At 55.9% G+C, this 17,720-nt stretch carries 16 protein-coding genes; all 16 read left to right on the plus strand.

Features of this window, described 5'->3' with window-relative positions; all coding sequences use genetic code 11:
• Positions 1 to 28 precede the first annotated feature (28 nt).
• Positions 29 to 589, plus strand: a complete 561-nt coding sequence (locus AU11_RS14340) for an SPOR domain-containing protein (RefSeq protein WP_043319969.1) — start codon at positions 29 to 31, stop codon at positions 587 to 589.
• Positions 590 to 666: 77 nt separating this feature from the next.
• Entirely contained in the window at positions 667 to 1,206 is a 540-nt protein-coding gene (gene hslV, locus AU11_RS14345) for an ATP-dependent protease subunit HslV (protein WP_043319970.1), read from the plus strand.
• Positions 1,207 to 1,419: 213 nt separating this feature from the next.
• Positions 1,420 to 2,733 carry an ATP-dependent protease ATPase subunit HslU gene (gene hslU / locus AU11_RS14350; RefSeq protein ID WP_043319971.1) on the plus strand — a complete coding sequence of 438 codons (1,314 nt, stop codon included), beginning with the start codon at positions 1,420 to 1,422 and terminating at the stop codon, positions 2,731 to 2,733.
• A gap of 66 nt (positions 2,734 to 2,799) precedes the next feature.
• Positions 2,800 to 3,177 carry a gamma-butyrobetaine hydroxylase-like domain-containing protein gene (locus AU11_RS14355; RefSeq protein ID WP_043319972.1) on the plus strand — a complete coding sequence of 126 codons (378 nt, stop codon included), beginning with the start codon at positions 2,800 to 2,802 and terminating at the stop codon, positions 3,175 to 3,177.
• Positions 3,178 to 3,280: 103 nt separating this feature from the next.
• The gene (locus tag AU11_RS14360; protein ID WP_043319974.1) at positions 3,281 to 4,885 is read left to right on the plus strand and encodes an alkaline phosphatase; all 1,605 of its coding nucleotides are present in this window, start codon (positions 3,281 to 3,283) and stop codon (positions 4,883 to 4,885) included.
• Positions 4,886 to 5,447: 562 nt separating this feature from the next.
• Positions 5,448 to 8,720 (plus strand): TonB-dependent receptor domain-containing protein, encoded by a 3,273-nt coding sequence (locus AU11_RS14365; RefSeq protein ID WP_156035330.1) that lies wholly within the window; start codon positions 5,448 to 5,450, stop codon positions 8,718 to 8,720.
• Positions 8,721 to 8,810: 90 nt separating this feature from the next.
• The gene (locus AU11_RS14370; protein WP_043319975.1) at positions 8,811 to 10,763 is read left to right on the plus strand and encodes a S9 family peptidase; all 1,953 of its coding nucleotides are present in this window, start codon (positions 8,811 to 8,813) and stop codon (positions 10,761 to 10,763) included.
• Between the two features lie 186 nt (positions 10,764 to 10,949).
• Positions 10,950 to 11,699 (plus strand): bifunctional demethylmenaquinone methyltransferase/2-methoxy-6-polyprenyl-1,4-benzoquinol methylase UbiE, encoded by a 750-nt coding sequence (gene ubiE, locus AU11_RS14375; protein WP_043319976.1) that lies wholly within the window; start codon positions 10,950 to 10,952, stop codon positions 11,697 to 11,699.
• 174 nt (positions 11,700 to 11,873) lie between these two features.
• Complete coding sequence (locus AU11_RS14380; RefSeq protein ID WP_043319977.1) at positions 11,874 to 12,521, plus strand: SCP2 domain-containing protein; 648 nt, start codon at positions 11,874 to 11,876, stop codon at positions 12,519 to 12,521.
• A 1-nt stretch (position 12,522) separates the two neighbouring features.
• Entirely contained in the window at positions 12,523 to 14,157 is a 1,635-nt protein-coding gene (ubiB, locus tag AU11_RS14385) for a ubiquinone biosynthesis regulatory protein kinase UbiB (RefSeq protein ID WP_051687272.1), read from the plus strand.
• 63 nt (positions 14,158 to 14,220) lie between these two features.
• Entirely contained in the window at positions 14,221 to 14,619 is a 399-nt protein-coding gene (gene hisI / locus AU11_RS14390) for a phosphoribosyl-AMP cyclohydrolase (protein WP_043319978.1), read from the plus strand.
• An 8-nt stretch (positions 14,620 to 14,627) separates the two neighbouring features.
• Positions 14,628 to 14,975 (plus strand): phosphoribosyl-ATP diphosphatase, encoded by a 348-nt coding sequence (locus AU11_RS14395; protein WP_043319979.1) that lies wholly within the window; start codon positions 14,628 to 14,630, stop codon positions 14,973 to 14,975.
• Between the two features lie 77 nt (positions 14,976 to 15,052).
• Complete coding sequence (gene tatA / locus AU11_RS14400) at positions 15,053 to 15,301, plus strand: twin-arginine translocase TatA/TatE family subunit (protein ID WP_043319981.1); 249 nt, start codon at positions 15,053 to 15,055, stop codon at positions 15,299 to 15,301.
• 51 nt (positions 15,302 to 15,352) lie between these two features.
• A complete protein-coding gene (gene tatB, locus AU11_RS14405) occupies positions 15,353 to 16,054 on the plus strand; it encodes a Sec-independent protein translocase protein TatB (protein ID WP_043319982.1) in 702 nt (233 codons plus the stop codon).
• The gene (tatC, locus tag AU11_RS14410; protein WP_043319983.1) at positions 16,051 to 16,791 is read left to right on the plus strand and encodes a twin-arginine translocase subunit TatC; all 741 of its coding nucleotides are present in this window, start codon (positions 16,051 to 16,053) and stop codon (positions 16,789 to 16,791) included. The genes tatB and tatC overlap by 4 nt, the downstream gene beginning before the upstream one ends.
• 38 nt (positions 16,792 to 16,829) lie before the next feature.
• Positions 16,830 to 17,663 carry a triacylglycerol lipase gene (locus AU11_RS14415; protein WP_051687273.1) on the plus strand — a complete coding sequence of 278 codons (834 nt, stop codon included), beginning with the start codon at positions 16,830 to 16,832 and terminating at the stop codon, positions 17,661 to 17,663.
• Positions 17,664 to 17,720: the final 57 nt, after the last annotated feature.

Below are 17,720 nucleotides of genomic sequence, written 5' to 3' on the forward strand. Positions count from 1 at the left end.
AACGATTTACAAGACCGAGAGAACGCCCATGGCCCGCCGCAATACCCGCCGCCAACAATCCACCGGTAAACCCGCCTGGGTATGGTTTGTGCTAGGCAACTTCGTGGGTGGCTTCGCGGTCTTCGTGTTTCTGCTGAACGACCTCAAGACCGGTCAGTCCCAGGTCGCCAAGCGCGCGGAGAAACCTGCCGCGGAAAAGCCGGCACCCGGCGAATCCAAACCGCGTTTCGATTTCTATAAGCTGCTGGAAGAGAACGAAGTTAAAGTGCCGCAACCCAAGAACCAGCAGGTGCGGGTGCGTGACGGCGACAGCGACGACGCCCCGGTACGCAGCGAGCCCAGGTCCGATCTCGTGTATATCCTGCAGGCTGCCAGCTTTCGCGACAAAGAAGAAGCCGAACGCCTGCGCGCTCAGCTGATGCTGGCCAACCTTGACGTCAAGGTCGAATCCGCCACGGACAACAGAGGTACCTGGCATCGGGTTCTCGTCGGCCCCTATACCAATCGTTCCAAAATGGCCGCCGCGCGAGGCGTACTCGCCGAACACCGGCTGATGCCACTGGTCCTCAAACGCCCCGCCCAGGGTTAGTGTCCAATAGCGAACGTTGAAATCCGCCCTCATCGACCACACTTAGTGCACTCGAATTGAAAAACACCGAGGCACACGTGGAACAATATCGCGGCACTACCATTCTCTCCTGTCGCCGAAACGGCAAAGTCGTCATCGGCGGTGACGGGCAAGTCTCCATGGGCAACACCATCATGAAAGGCAACGCCCGCAAGGTCCGCCGCCTGTACAACGACAAAGTCATCGCCGGATTCGCCGGCGGTACCGCCGACGCCTTCACCCTGTTCGAGCGCTTCGAAGCCAAACTCCAGGCCCACAACGGCCAGCTCACCCGCGCTGCCGTCGAACTCGCCAAAGACTGGCGCACCGACCGCGCCCTGCGCCGGCTAGAGGCGCTCCTCGCCGTCGCCGACGAAACCGCCAGCCTGATCGTCACCGGCAACGGCGACGTGATCCAGCCGGAAGACGACCTCATCGCCATCGGCTCCGGCGGCCCCTTCGCCCAGTCCGCGGCGCGCGCGCTGCTCGACAATACCGAACTGGATGCGAGAACGATTGTGGAGCAGGGATTGAAGATTGCCGGTGACATCTGTGTGTACACCAACCACAACAACACCGTTGAAGAGTTGAGTTACTGATCGCAAACCAGCAACGAAGTAATTCACCACGAACTGAAGGCGGGGTACCGGGTACTGTTTTTTGAAAGCGTCAGCGACAGGAGGTCGCTGCCGCAGCGCCCAGGGATGGGTTCACAGCGGTTTCAAAAAACAGTACCCGGTGCCCCGCCGCCACCGCGCCAGCGATAGAACTTTCGAGGCTGGAACGAAGCGAAAAGAATCCGAGTAAAGACCATGTCCATGACCCCTAGAGAAATCGTCCACGAACTCGACCGCCATATTGTCGGCCAGAACGACGCCAAGCGCGCCGTTGCCATCGCCCTGCGCAATCGCTGGCGCCGCATGCAGGTCAACGAAGAGCTGCGCGCGGAAATCACCCCGAAAAATATCCTGATGATCGGTCCTACCGGCGTCGGTAAAACCGAAATCGCCCGCCGCCTCGCCAAGCTTGCCGGCGCGCCGTTTATCAAAGTCGAAGCCACCAAATTCACCGAAGTCGGTTACGTCGGCCGCGATGTGGAATCCATCGTCCGCGACCTCGTCGAAATGGCCATCAAGCTCGAACGCGAGCGCGCCACCGAAGGCGTCAAACAGCGCGCCATGGACGCCGCCGAAGACCGTGTCCTCGACGCCCTGCTGCCGCCGGCACGCAACACCGACCCCAGTGAGAAAGATTCCAGTACCCGCCAGGTCTTCCGCAAAAAACTGCGCGAAGGCGAGCTGAACGACAAAGAAATCGAAATCGAAGTCTCCGCCGGTCCAATGGGTGTGGAAATCATGGCGCCCCCCGGCATGGAGGAAATGACCAATCAGCTGCAGGGCATGTTCTCCAATATGTCCAAGGGCAAAACACAAAAGCGTAAACTCACCGTCAAGCAGGCGCTCAAACAGCTGACCGACGATGAAGCCGCCAAGCTGATCAACGACGAAGAAATCAAAACCAAAGCGATCCAGTCTGCCGAGCAGAACGGTATCGTATTTATCGATGAAATAGACAAAGTGGCCAAACGCCAGGAAAGCGGCGGTGCCGACGTATCCCGTGAAGGCGTACAGCGCGATCTGCTGCCACTGATTGAAGGCTGCACCGTCACCACCAAATACGGCATGCTCAAAACAGACCACATCCTGTTTATCGCCTCAGGGGCCTTCCATTTGTCCAAACCCTCCGACCTGATACCAGAGCTGCAGGGTCGTTTACCAATTCGTGTGGAGCTGAGCTCACTCACCTCCAAAGACTTCCAGCGTATCCTGACCGAACCCAGCGGATCGCTTACCGAGCAGCAGAAAGCACTGTTGGGCACCGAAGGTGTCAATCTGGAATTTGCCGACGACGGCATCCAGCGTATCGCCGAAGTGGCGTTTGAGGTGAATGAGTCCACCGAGAATATCGGCGCCCGCCGTCTGCACACCGTACTGGAAAGGCTGCTGGAAGAAGTTTCCTTTGCCGGTGGTGATGGCGATACCGCGATCACCATTGATGCAGCCTATGTGGACAAGCAATTGGGCGAGCTCAGCAAAGACGAAGACCTCTCGCGCTTTATTCTCTGATGCATTCCACTCAGTAGGAGCCTGCAGGGCAGGCTCCTATCAAACGCGATTCCCCGGAATACCCCAATGCCCCCACCCCAGAAAATTCGGCTACAGAAAGCCGACAAAAAACTCACCCTCCATTACCCGGACGCAGAATACGATCTTCCTGCCGAGTACCTCCGCGTTTACTCTCCCAGTGCTGAAGTGCGCGGTCACGGTGCCGACGAAGGCAAACTGGTGACCGGAAAACTGCATGTGGGCATTGAGCGAGTAGCTGCCGCCGGTCGTTATGCCCTGCAGATCTTTTTCGATGACGGTCACGATAGCGGTATCTACACCTGGGACTATCTGCAGGAGCTGTGTGAAACCCGGCAGGAAAAGTGGCAGGCTTATCTTGAGCGCCTGGCAAACGCCGGTCAGGGCCGTGACCCTGACGAAAGCCCAGTCAAACTGATTGGCTGAATCCGAAGCAAATCTGACGCATATTTCCGGTATCCTCCCACCCCAATCACCCGGCCACGCCGGAGAGGTATCACTCATTAAATTGCTACTGGGGGGATCACTCGTGCAATTGAACCGCTTCACACTGGCTTTCGCACTGGCCTTTGGCGTCACACTGGCCGCTTGCCACAGCGGCAAATCTGAAACAGTCGCCGCGGAAAGCTCTTCAGCCAAACCCGCCTCACCCAGGCTACCTGATAACCAGCGCAACAGTAGCTGGTTCGACGGTGCTCGCGACGCGATCGCCAAAGCGAGCGCAGTTACTATCAACAACCAGCCCGGTGCGGCAAAAAATGTCATTCTGTTCGTGGGTGATGGGATGGGTATTTCCACGGTGACCGCCGCACGGATTCTGGCGGGGCAGCTGCAAGGGAAGCCTGGTGAGGAGTACCAGCTCAGCTTTGAGAAAATGCCCTTTGCGGGCCTGATCAAGACTTACAATACCAATCAGCAGACCCCGGACTCCGCTGGTACTGCTACCGCCATGCTCTCGGGGGTGAAAACCAAAGCGGGTGTCCTCAATGTCGATGAAACGGTAGCGCGCGGCGACTGTGCGGGCAGTCTCGAGCGACCGCTGACCACCGCGGTGGAGCTTGCGGAAGAACTGGGTAAGCGCACCGGTATCGTGAGCACCGCGCGCATCACTCACGCCACCCCGGCCGCCGCCTATGCCAAAGTACCAGAGCGTGGCTGGGAGCATGCTGCACCCGCAGAATGCAAGGATATCGCTACCCAGATGGTGGAGTTCGCCGCGGGTGACGGTGTGGACGTCATCATGGGTGGTGGCCGTCGCAGTTTTCTGCCAAAGGACGTCACCGATATCGAGGGGAAAAACGGCAAACGCGAAGACGGCATCAACCTGATTGACGCCTGGCGGGAGCGCTACGGCGGCGAGTCAGGCAGCGCGGTGTATATCGAGGACCAGGCGGGCTTTGATGCGATTGATGTTACCGGCACCGACAAACTATTGGGCTTATTTGCCAGTTCCCATATGCGCTATGAGGCGGATCGTAAAAACGATAAAGCCGGCGAGCCTTCTCTGTCGGCGATGACCGGCAAAGCCATAGAACTACTGAACAAATCAGATAAAGGCTACTTCCTGCTGGTCGAGTCCGGCCGCATCGACCATGGGCATCACGCCGGCAGCGCGTTTAATGCGTTGACCGATGCTGTCGAAATGGCCAAAGCGGTACAGGTCGCCATGGACAGTACCAGCGCCGAAGATACCCTGATTATCGTGACCGCGGATCACAGCCACGTGATGACCATCGCCGGCTACCCCACCCGCGGCAATCCGATACTCGGCAAGGTGGTCACCAACAATAGTGAGGGTGCTCCGGAACCGGTGGTGGCGCTCGCCGCTGACGGCAAGCCCTATACCACTATTACCTACGCCAACGGTCTCGGCCATGCACACTACGGAGACAGCGCCGACGCAGATGATCGCTACGAAGACCCCGTCAGCGCCGGACGCCACGACATTTCTGCCAGCGATACCGAATCTTCCGGTTACCACCAGGAAGCACTGGTGCCCCTGGGAAGTGAAACCCACGCAGGAGAAGATGTAGGAGTATGGGCCCGCGGCCCCGGGGCGCATCTGTTATCTGGTACCAATGAGCAGAGCCTGATTTTTCATGTGATGACGCATGCGGGTGGGTTGCTGGAATAGTTGGCAGCGTTTGAAAGGTAGGAGTTGACTTCGAGTCGATGTGGTCCAGCACATTTTCCCGTGCCCCTCATATTAGCTTGATCTTCTGCCTTATTCTTTTACGTGTCTATTGGAGTATCCCGGTCGGGCAGCGAAGCCAGTTTCGGCGTGTTTCAAAAACGGTTGCAGCCGATGCCGTGATGTTTTGCTGAAACGATGGGTCATGGGTTTGAGTGGTTTTTTGTGCCTACTTTTTCGCTATTTAAGTTTTTTATCTTGATATTTTGCAAAACTATGGTTTTTTAGTTTGCCATTGGGGTTGGTTAATAATTGCTCGACAGGCCAAATCTCCAGATAAGGATGTCCGTCCCAACTATTATACTTTTGATGTTATATGTTCTCTTTTTGGTGGGCTTTTTAAGTATGAATAGCTCGACTTCAAAATGAGTAGAGCACTTTCGTTATTTATTATTCGGTCGTCAAAAAATATATATGAGGGGTTAGGGAGGTTAGTCGTCAAACTTTTGTAGCGAAATCTTTCGCTACAAAATACTGACAAGAGCCTAATTGGGGGGCTAACCAATTGAATAAATTAAAAAAAATGTTCGAGAGCGCAGGGACTCCGCTCAAGGTAAGCGTGTCCACTGCTGTGCTGGCAGCAGTACTTTCTCCTATTACTTTCGCACAAGAAGATGACGCCTCTGTTACTGAAACTAACGTAGTCGCCGAACAGCAGCCTGCTGTTCCCGTTCCTCAGGGAGTGGAAGACGATTCGGGGGTAGAAGAGGTCGTCGTTACCGGCTCTCGTCTGAAACGAGACACATTTTCAAGCATTGCACCTCTACAGATAATTAACGCCGAGGGGGCACGAGAGGCTGGTGCCATCGATACCTCCACCATTCTGCAGAGCAGTGGTGCGGCTTCTGGCCAGCAGATTGATCTGACCTTTTCTGGTTACGTTTTGGATAATGGCCCTGGTGCTTCAACCGTAGACCTGCGTGGTCTGGGTGCTGGTCGTACCCTGGTACTGTTGAACGGGCGTCGCCTTTCACCAGCAGGTGTTGAAGGTGCGCCAGTCGCTGCAGACCTGAACCTTATCCCCTCCTCGCTGGTACAGCAGTATGACCTGCTGCTGGACGGAGCATCCTCCATTTACGGCTCCGACGCCGTAGCCGGTGTAACCAACATCATCCTGAAGAAAGACTTTGACGGTTTCGATTTCGAAGTCTTTGGTACTGGCCCTACACAGGGCAATGGTGAAGAAACCACTATGAGCCTGAGTTGGGGTCAGAATTTTGACCGCGGCTTTATTGGTGTGGGTGCGGAATACTATCAGGCACAGGCAGTGACTCTGGCCGATCGCGAGTGGACTGACAGCTGTGCGCGCAACCGCGAAATCGGCACCGACGGCAAGATCTACACCCAGGATGCCTACTACAGCAATGTGCTGGGTATGGATACCTCTGATGGTTGTGCCATCGGCTCACTGGCTGGCCGAGTATCCACCCCAGTATCCGGTAGCATCTACTACACACCGGGGAATGGTCACGGCGGTTGGAGTGACTTTTCTGAGTCCAACCTTTTTGGCTTCGGAGTTGATGCGGATGGTGACGGTGTAACCGATGTGAACTTCCGCAATCACGATATCAATGGCCGTGATCTGTTTGCACATTTGTACCCAGAGCAAGAACGCACGAGCATCATGACCTTTGGTGAGTACACTTTTGAAGGCGACATGAACCTAACTCCGTTCTTTGAAGCCAGTTACGCCAAACGTGAAAACTATATCGATAGTGGCGCATTCCAGCTGTTCCCGTCTGTGCCAGGTTCCAACCCATTCAACATTTGTAACCCAGATGGAGTTCGTGGCGTCGATTGTGGCTTGGCCTACGATGCCCTGCTGGATGACCCAGAGTTTCAAGAGCAGTTTTATAATACCTATGGGGCTCTGCCAGCAGACTACGATCTTTACTACGGAGCTATTGGCCCCCAAAGTACCCAGCCGATTGTTTCGGTGCGAGGTGATCGTACTACCGCAGATGTAGAAGTAGCGCAGATGCGCTTCGTCACCGGTATGCGCGGCGACCTGCCGATGCTGAATATCGGTTCTATGTCTGACTGGAGCTTTGAACTGTCCGGATCCATTACCAAATCTGAAGGTAAATCCAGCCGCTACGGGATTCGCGGTGACCGCCTGACCCAGTCTCTGGCGACCACTGTTGAGGATCCGAATAATCCGGGTACCTACACCTGTGAACCGCTTCCGGGCGAGTCTACCTGTGTGCCGATCGATATGTTCGCGGCTTCTCTGTATGAAGGCGTCATTGGTGACTTCGCCACCCAAGCGGAACGCGATTACCTGTTCGACAGCCGCGACTTTGACACCTCTTACTACCAGACGATCTTCTCCGCATATACCACCGGTACCGTGGCAACCTTGCCTGCAGGTGACGTAATTGTTGGTTTCGGTGCTGAGCTGCGCAATGACCGTATCAAGTCTCTGCCGGACGATATCGCCCGCGATGGCCTGTTCTTCGGTTACTTCTCTGATGGTGGCGCGACCGGTAGTAAGGACACCAAAGAGGCATTTGCTGAGATTGAAATCCCACTGCTCGCAGGTAAATTCATGGCAGAAGAGTTGACCACTAACGTGTCTGCTCGGTATACCAAGGATGAGTTCTACGGTGGCGCTTGGACCAATGCCGCGAAGATTGCCTATCGTCCGGTAGAGTCACTGCTGCTGCGATCAACTTACGGTACCTCCTACCGTGCGCCCAACTTGCGTGAAAACTTCCTGATGAATCAGACCGGTTTCAATAATATTTTTGACCCGTGCATGATTCCGGATGCAGCCCTGGATCCGATCAGTGGTGGATATAACGCGGACTTGGATACCCGTAGCCCCGAAGTTCTGTCCAACTGTCTCGCCAATGGTGTAGATCCCACCACTCTCGAGAACGATGGTTTTAACACCTACAGTGTTGAAGTGGCTCGCGGCGGTAACCTGGACTTGGAGGAAGAGACCTCTGAATCTTTCACTTTTGGTTTCTCTTTCGAGCAGCCGTTCTTTGAGAGTTTTGGTCTGACTCTGGGTATGACCTACTACGAAATCGATATCGAGAATTCGATCATCGAGCCGTCCGCCCAATTTCTTGTAAATGACTGTTTCAATAACCCGAATGGCAACAGCGCATTTTGTTCCATGTTCTCTCGTGATGATGAAGGCTTCCTGGATGTTATCGATGCGGCCTTTGTTAACCGCGATAACGAAGTGGCTCGTGGTTTCGACTACAACATTCGTTACGAGCAGCCGGTTACCGTATTCGGTGCGCCGGTAGACCTGTCTGCAAACCTGACCTTCAACCGCGTGATGGAACGCACCCTGACCTATGTAGCCGACGACGGTACCCCAGATGTCGAGCGGTATCAGGGCACCTTCGGCTTCCCCGAGTGGAACGGTCGTGGTGAATTCCGCGCGGAATACGATAACTACCGCTTTACCTGGACTACCCAGTACCTGGGTGCTGTGGAGCAGGCGGACGAGTACATCGACGAGTTCAGTGATATCTATGACACCAATGGGACGGGCGAATTCTCCGATACCTGTGTCGGTGCTGCGAACGGTGGCGTTGATTGTCGCGACGTTGGTTTTGCTGACGACTATATGATCCACCACGCGTCCCTGTACTATTACGCAGATACTTGGACTGCTGGTCTTGGTGTGCGGAACGTCTTCAACGAAGCGCCTCCGCAGGTAGATGGCAACGAAGTAACCGCTATCAACAACACCCCGATCGGTTACGGCTACGATCTGCAAGGCCGCACGGTCTTCATGAACCTTCAGAAGAACTTCTGATCGCTCACAGGTCGGAAAAAGCCCGCAGTTACTGCGGGCTTTTTTTTCCAGGGAAATTAGGTAATAGCAGAAAAAATAGCGGAATCTGAAATGAAAATAATCAAAGGTCTGGCCGTGGTGCTGACGATGATCGTCGCAACACAGGTGATCGCCAAAGAAGCTAAGCCCTATCCTCTGGATTTTTGGGCACTTCGCGATGTGATCAGTAATGTCTCTATCTCTCCAGATGGCAAGCATCTGGCTTTGTTGAAAATCCCTACTAAAGATGGCGACCCAATAATCGAAGTCTACCCCGCCGGGGATCTCGAAGCAGAGCCCTACCGCATAAATTCCGACCCGATGGAAATCCAGCAGTTTTTCTGGTTGAGTAATGATGTGATCGGCATGCAATTACGCCAGAAAGTGCGCGACAAAATCGAGGGTTTCAACGAAGGTGTTTACGAATATCTACTTGCGTCAGTGGATATCAAACGCAAGAAACTGAAAAAGTATGATCAGGCCGGTGCCGAACTGGATCACCCCCTGCCCAACAATGATCGTCGGATTATTTTCTCATATCTACCTGGTGGTGAGAAAAGCCGAATTGCTGCTGCATTCCGTCCGCGTACTTATTACGAACTGGATCTAAAAAGCGGTGCCAAGAAGCTGCTGCTGCGCGGCAAACTGGCGATGGGGCAGGTCGAGTTCGACGAAACCGGTAACCCATGGCTGGCACGTGGATTCGATGTCGCCAAAGGTGAGTATGTCTGGTACGAACGCATCACCGATAAAAAGCGATGGACCGAATTCCACCGCATGAGCGAAGACAGTTTTGAAACATTTTCCGTAAAGGGCTTCGACACCCAAAATCCGAACATTTTCTTTGTTACTGCCAATAATGGTAATGACAAGGTCGGTCTATGGGAGTTTGACGTCAAAGCCAAAAAATTTGGCGAGTTAGTCTATCTCCGAACCGATGTAGATGTGAGCGGAGTGCGAAAGCATAGCAACAGCTGGAGATATCGCGATCAGATCGTAGGCGTTGTATACGCGGAAAAAAATGTCGAAGTAGAATATTTTGACGAAGTTGAAATGGCGACGCAGCGTCAGTTAGAGCAAGTGATTCCAAATGCGCACTATCTGCGAATCAATAGCCGCTCCCGCGACGGTGCAACCATGACCATCTACAATGTCGGTCCGCGGGATCCCGGCAGCTATTACCTGTTGCACAAGGGCAAGCTGACAAAAGTCGGTAGCCGCCAGCCCCTGCTGGAACCGGAAAAGCTCGCCGATGTACGCTACATCAAATATAAATCCCGCGACGGCCGCACTATTCCGGCCTATCTGACGGTACCCAATGGTGAGCCGCCCTTCCCGGCGATTGTCCTGCCGCACGGTGGTCCGTTTGTTTCAGAGCTGGTGATCTACGATGAGTGGGCACAGTTCCTGGCGAACAATGGTTACTTGGTACTGCAGCCGCAGTATCGTGGCTCCAAAGGCCTGGGCATTGAGCACTACACGTCCGCCTTTAAAGAAGGCGGTCAAGGTGGCTATAAGATGCAGGACGACAAGGACGACGGGATGCTCTACCTGGTGGAGCAGGGTTTGGCAGAAAAGGATCGGCTAGCCATGTTCGGCTGGTCATACGGTGGCTACGCCGCCCTTGTGGCTGCCGCCCGTGAAGACCAGATTTACCAATGCGTGATCGCTGGTGCAGCTGTGTCAGATAACCAGATGCAAGTGAATTACTATCGTGATCGTCTGCGTGGTGCCGGTAAAATCGAGCAGCTCGGTATGTGGGATGACAGTATCTCGCCGATTGAGCAGGCAGCCAAAGTCAATGTGCCTATCCTATTGATTCACGGAAGTGTAGATCAGCGTGTCCCTCCAGAGCACGCTGAGCGATACAGAAAGGCACTTGATGAAAACGGCAAGGTCTACAAATACGTAGAGCTGGATGGCGCTGATCACTTCAGCAACACCCTGTTTTATGATCACCAGAAGACTCTTTATGAGTCCATGATCTCGTATCTTGCTTCTGATTGTGGGCCTGACGGCCTCTAATTGAAGAGCCGCTCCTCGGTCTATCTCGGCAGCGTCACTCACATCACTCGGACTTGAGTGGCGCTTGCTGCTTTCTCTCCCTCTGCATCTTCAATCCTCAAGCTCAGGCAACCCTTTGGCGTCACTCGTACCGTTTGCCGGTTCCCATGTACAATACGGTCCTGAATTAGGTACAGCAGGCTCACAATGACGGAACGCAAAACAACCCATTTCGGCTACCAGCAGGTGCCGGTGGAAGAGAAAGCCGGACGGGTGGCGGATGTTTTTCACTCGGTGGCGGCGCGCTACGATGTGATGAACGACCTGATGTCTGGGGGCATTCATCGCCTGTGGAAGCGTTTTACCATCGAGCTGTCCGCGGCGCGGCCCGGGCAGACGATTCTGGATATTGCCGGTGGTACCGGGGACCTGACGGCGCGCTTTTCCCGCATCGTGGGGCCGACGGGCAAGGTGGTGTTGGCGGATATCAATGCGTCGATGCTGAAGGTGGGCCGTGATCGCCTGCTGGACCGGGGCATTGCGGGCAATGTGGAGACGGTGCAGGCGGATGCCCAGTACCTGCCTTTCCCGGACAATACCTTTGACTGCATTACCATTGCCTTCGGCCTGCGCAATGTGACGGATAAGGATCTGGCGCTGCGTTCGATGTTGCGGGTGCTGAAGCCCGGTGGCCGGCTGCTGGTGCTGGAGTTTTCCAAGCCGGAGTCGAAACTGCTGGAGAAGGTGTACGATCAGTATTCTTTCCGCCTGTTGCCGTTTATGGGCAAGCTGGTGGCGGACGATGCGGACAGTTACCGCTATCTCGCCGAGAGCATCCGTATGCACCCGGATCAGGAAACCCTGAAAGGCATGATGAGCGAGGCCGGTTTCGTGGACTGTGAGTTTCACAATATGACCGGTGGCATTGTGGCCCTGCACAAAGGCATCAAGCCCTAGTTCTTAAGTTGATCTCGTGGCGGTGTGGCTGCCGGTGGACATTCGCGGGACACGCCGTGAACCCATCCATGGGGGCTCGGCTGCGGCCATCCAGGCCGCAGACGGTCCCGCGAATGTCCACCGGCAGCCACATCTTCGCATCAGCGTAATTCGCACGGACAAGTCTTTAGAATAATGACCGACCCCACCTTCCGCGCCGGCTTCGACGCCACCCTGGAAACCGCCATCAACACCGCCCTGCGCTACGACCCGGGTAGCCGCCAGCGCCTGGCCAGGCTGGCGGGCAAGGTGCTGGCGGTAAACCTTACTGCGCCGACCCTGTCACTGTTTCTGGTCATCGACGACGAAGATGGTGAAGAAGGGGGCTATATCGAGGTCCACAGCCGCTGGAGCGGCGAGGTCACCACGGAGCTGTCGGGCTCCGCGCTGGCGTTTATCCAACTGTTGAGAAACCGCGATGCCACCCCGGCCAAACTGGGGGTGACGGTGCGTGGTTCCAGTGCCCTGTTGGCGGAACTGCAGTCGATCCTGCGAGATCTGGATATCGACTGGGAGGAGCCGTTGGCGAAGCTGATCGGCGATTCACCGGCACACCAGCTGGGTACAGGCGTGAGGCTGGCGGCGAGCTGGTTGAAGGATGCACTGGGTGCCGCGCCGCGGGCGACGGCGGAGGCGGTGAGTGAAGAGTGGCGCATGACACCGCCGCAGGCGCAGTTCGAGGCGTTCGCGGAAGATGTGGCCGCGTTTGCCCAGGGTGTAGATCGGCTGGAGGCGCGCCTGGCCCTGCTTAAGAGCAAGCTGGACGCGCGGGGGAAAAACTGACGTGCCAATTGCAAGAAGCCTGACCATTGCGCGCGTGTTTCTGCGCTACCGCCTGAATGAACTGGTTCCTGCGGAACACCAGCCGCTGTGGCTGCGCACTTTGTGGGCCCCGGCAAAGCTGTTGCCGGCGGGCGCAGTAAAAGATATGGGGCGCGGCGAGCGCCTGCGCCGGGCTCTGGAAGATCTCGGACCTATTTTTGTGAAGTTCGGCCAGCTGCTGTCGACGCGCCCGGATCTGCTGCCGCCGGATATGGTGCAGGAGCTGAACCAGCTGCAGGACAATGTGCCGCCCTACCCGGCGGATCAGTGTATCGCGCGTATTGAAGCAGCACTGGGTGCTCCGGTGGATGAGCTGTTTGCGGAGTTCGAGCGGGAGCCGCTGGCGTCCGCTTCCGTGGCCCAGGTGCACGGTGCGCGCCTGAAGGGTGACAACGGCGAGCCCGGTGCATCCGTGGTGGTGAAGGTGCTGCGCCCGGGGATCGATAAGATCATCCAGCAGGACCTGGAGCTGCTGGGTTTTATTGCCCGTTGGATTCAGCGTTATCTTCCCGATGGCCGCCGTATGCGCCCGGTGGAGGTGGTGGAAGACTATCGCCACACCATCGAGGGTGAGCTGGATCTAGTGCGCGAGGCATCCAACGGCTCGGAATTGAAGCGCAACTTCGCAAATTCCCCACTCCTTTATATCCCCGAGGTCTTCTGGGATTACACCCGCGAGAATGTACTGGTGCTGGAGCGTATTGACGGTATCCCGGTCACCGACCTGGCGCAGTTGCGTGCGCAGAATACCGATATGGCGCTGTTGGCCGAGCGCGGGGTGGAGATCTTCTTCAAGCAGGTGTTTGAACACAACTTCTTCCACGCCGACATGCACCCGGGGAATATCTTTGTATCCCGCGAACACCCCGAGCGCCCCAAGTACATCGCGATTGATACCGCCATTGTCGGCAGCCTGACCCGTGAGGATCAGTATTATCTGGCGCGCAACTTGCTGGCGATGTTCCGGCGGGATTATCGCATGGTGGCGGAGCTGCACGTGCAGAGTGGCTGGGTGCGCAAGGACACGCCGATCAATGCCTTTGAGTCGTCCATTCGCGCGGTGTGCGAGCCGATTTTCGAGAAGCCCCTGGGGGAAATTTCCTTCGCGCGGGTGCTCATCAGCCTGTTCCAGACCGCCCGGCGATTCGATATGGAAGTGCAGCCTCAGCTGGTACTTTTACAGAAAACTTTACTCAATATAGAAGGATTAGGGCGACAGCTGTATCCTCAGCTGGATCTGTGGAAGACTGCCCATCCGTTTCTCGAGCGCTGGATGCGTGAGCGGGTTCACCCGAAAACGATCGTCGGCGAAATTCGGCGATACGGGCCAGAATGGCTGGAAAAATTTCCCCAGTTGCCACAAATGGCATTTGCCGCACTGGAGCAGGGGCAGGAGCTGGGGCCGCGGTTGCAGCAGCTCAGTGAACAATTGGCCGGCAGCCGGCAACGGGGCCGCACACGCTATGCGCGTATGATCGTCGGTGGTTTACTGGCGGCGGGGGCCGCACTGGTGGCCTCCCCAGGGTTGCTGGCACAAATACCCGCGGTCAGTTGGGTGATGGGCGCGGCCGCGTTGGCCCTATTGCTCTGGCCATAAGGTAACGGGGTCCTGAACCGGACCTGTGAGCCTACACTATCGAATGCACTAAGGACGCAAACAGTGAGCGATACCGATTTCACCCAGGCTGTCAGCTGGAACAGCGACGGCCTGGTTCCCGCCATCGCCCAGGACTTCAAGACAGGCCGGGTATTGATGATGGCGTGGATGAACGCCGAGTCCCTGCGCCTGACCGTCGAAGAGGGGCGTGCGGTCTACTGGTCGCGCTCCCGCGGCAAGCTCTGGCGCAAAGGAGAGTCCTCCGGGCATGTGCAGCAGGTGCGGGAAATCCGGCTCGACTGCGATGGTGACACCATCGTGCTGATGGTGGAACAGCTGGGCGGCATTGCCTGTCATACCGGGCGCACCAGCTGTTTTTATCAGGTGTTGGAAGATGGCCAGTGGCAGGTCCGCCAGCCGGTAATTACCGACCCCAAAGAGATCTATTCAGGGGAGAAATAGACCGCGTCATGAGTAATATGCTGACACAACTGGACCGGGTATTGCGGATGCGTATGCAACAGGGGGATGCGGAGTCGTCTTACGTTGCCAGCCTGCACCGCAAAGGCCTGAACAAGATTCTGGAAAAAGTGGGTGAGGAAGCGACCGAGTTGGTGCTCGCCGCCAAGGATGCCGAAGGCAAGCCTGCGGAGAGCGACGAGCACCAGGCAATGATCTCGGAAACCGCAGATCTTTGGTTTCACTCACTGGTGATGCTGAATCACCTGGGTGCGGATTCCCGCGCAGTATTGGATGAACTGGGGCGCCGATTCGGGCTCTCCGGGCTGGATGAAAAAGCGTCGCGAAGTCAGGACTGAGCTCGGGGCGGCGGCAGCGGCGGGCGCGATGCAGGTGTCAGGCCGCGCATTAACGTATTTAATCAGGAGCAATTCTCATGGGTATTAGCTGGCAACAATTACTGATCCTGCTGGTCATCGTCCTGCTGATCTTCGGCACTAAACGTCTGCGCAATCTGGGCGGCGACCTTGGGGGGGCCATCAAGGGCTTCAAGAAAGCCATGAAAGAAGAAGATAAAAAGGACGAGGATCAGGAAGACAAAGAACCAGAGCTGCTGGAAAAAGACGAAACCAGCAAGCCACAGCAGAAAACGTCCAGCGAAGAAAAGCAGTCCCAGGACAAATAAACCCCGGCAAGCCCAACGGATTTAACCGGTGGTTAACTGAGCGAGTTGCCCGTGTTTGATATCGGATTTTTTGAACTGCTGTTGATCGGTGTCGTTGGCCTTGTGGTCATCGGCCCCGAGCGCCTGCCTGACGCTGTGCGTACCACGGTGCGCTGGTGGACGCAGATTAAGCAGACCCTCGGTAGTGCCAAGGAAGAGCTTGAGCGGGAAGTGGGCGCCGATGATATTCGTCGTGAGCTGCACAACGAGCGCGTACTCAAGGAGCTACGTGAAAGCCAGCAGGCCATGGAGCGCACCTTCAGCGAGGCTGAACGCAGATTCGAGCAGGACCTGAAAGCGGTCGAAGCGCAGGCACAGGCATTGAAAGATAGCGGCGACTCCACCGACCCGGCACCTTCAGAGCCAGACCCCGAGGCGGATCAGCGCCGTCGCGCTGCGGACTACCTGCCGGAAGAGGATCGCAACGCACCCGCCGATGAAAAGCCTGAAGAAGACTACCTGCCGGAAGAAGAGGAAGATGACGAGGATCTGGAGGACCCGGAATATCCGGAGCACCTGCACGATCACGGTGACCCTGAGCACAACCCCCATCATCCGGACCATTTCAAGCATGAAGAGGATGAGGCCTGGGCCGAGGTCGACCGTCTGGACCCGGAAACTCCTCAGCAAGAACGCCCGGAAACTGATGACGCCGAACCTGTCAGGTCATCCGAAAGTGACCGTTCCACCGATCCGGAAGACAAACGTCAATGAGTGAAAAAGACCAGCCGTTTATCGAGCACCTGATCGAGATGCGGGATCGCCTGCTGAAAACCCTGCTGGTAGTGGTGGCGATTTTTGCCTGTATGGTGCCCTTCGCCAACGACATCTACAACTTTGTTGCAGAACCACTGCAGGCGCGGTTGACCGAAGGTGCCGGCATGATTGCCACCGAGGTTACCTCCCCCTTTCTGACACCATTCAAAACCTCATTTGTACTGGCATTTTTTGTCGCCATTCCATTTGTGTTGTACCAGTTCTGGGCATTCATTGCCCCAGGTCTGTACAAGCATGAGAAGCGCCTTATCGCACCGCTGATGATTTCCAGTATTTTCCTGTTTTATGCGGGAATGGCGTTTGCGTACTTTGTGGTGTTCCCGCTCATCTTCGAATTTTTTATCAGTTCGGCGCATGCAGATATCAAGGTTCTGCCGGATATTCGCAGCTATCTGGATCTCGCGCTGAAACTGTTTTTTGCCTTCGGTTTTGCCTTCGAAATCCCCATTGCCACCCTGCTGCTTATCTGGAGCGGTGCGGTAACCGCGAAAGACCTGGCCAAGAAGCGCCCTTACGTGATCGTTGCCTGTTTCGCCATGGGAATGCTGCTCACCCCGCCGGATGTCATTTCCCAGACTCTGTTGGCCGTACCCATGTGGATTCTGTTCGAGGTGGGTATTTTCTTCGGGCGATGGGTGAAACGGGGCAAAGCGGAAGAGATGGAAGCCCAGTAGCAATCCGAACCCCCCCGCACCGACGTAAGCAATAGGGCATGGTTGTCCAGTTTATTGGCAGGCGCGAGGGACATTACTCCGTGATCAGGCAGTGCGGTTCGACCCAACATACGAGGTTTTCTTTTTCCCTTCTGGCTCTGGTTGTACTGGCACTACTTGTCAGCGCCCATAGCGCCTACGCCAACAGTCACGACCGGCCCGAAAAGCCCTGTGTCGTATTGATTCACGGAATCACCAAGGACTCGCGCTCCATGGAGGCGATCGCCGCGGCTCTGCGTGAGGCCGGCTTTCACGCGGTCAACCTCGACTACCCCTCCAGAGAATTCCCGATCGAAACCCTTGCTGATATGACCATTCCACTCGGCATCAATGCCTGTAAGGAAGCGGGTGCCGCACCACTTCATTTTGTCACCCACTCAATGGGCGGGCTGTTGTTGCGGCAATATTACGAGCATCGTGATGCCAACGAAATCGCTCGGGCGGTCATGCTTGGCCCGCCAAATCAGGGAAGCCGTCTGGGAAACTTTCTTTCCTGTATTCCGGTCATCAAGGATGTAAATGGACCTGCGGGAAAACAGATGGGTATCGATGAACGGAGTCTGCCCAGTCGATTGGGCCCGGTAAAGTTTCCACTGGGCGTCATTGCCGGCACCCGTTCATTCAATCCATTCTTTTCAGCGATTATCAGTGGTGATGACGATGGGATCGTGGGACTGCCGAGCACCTATGTAGAGGGTACCTGTGCGCGCGTGACGTATCCGTTGACGCACAATGGGTTAACCGGCAGTGCGCAGGCCATTGTTCAAGTGGTGACGTTTTTGAAGTCTGGGAAATTTAGTGGCCCAGAAGTGCAGAATTACGCGTGTGATTAAAATATCGATTAGAGGGTGGACTGTGTACGACAACAAAAAAGCGCCCTGCAGGGCGCT

The organism is Microbulbifer sp. HZ11 (assembly GCF_000708675.1).
Classification (GTDB): Bacteria; Pseudomonadota; Gammaproteobacteria; order Pseudomonadales; family Cellvibrionaceae; genus Microbulbifer.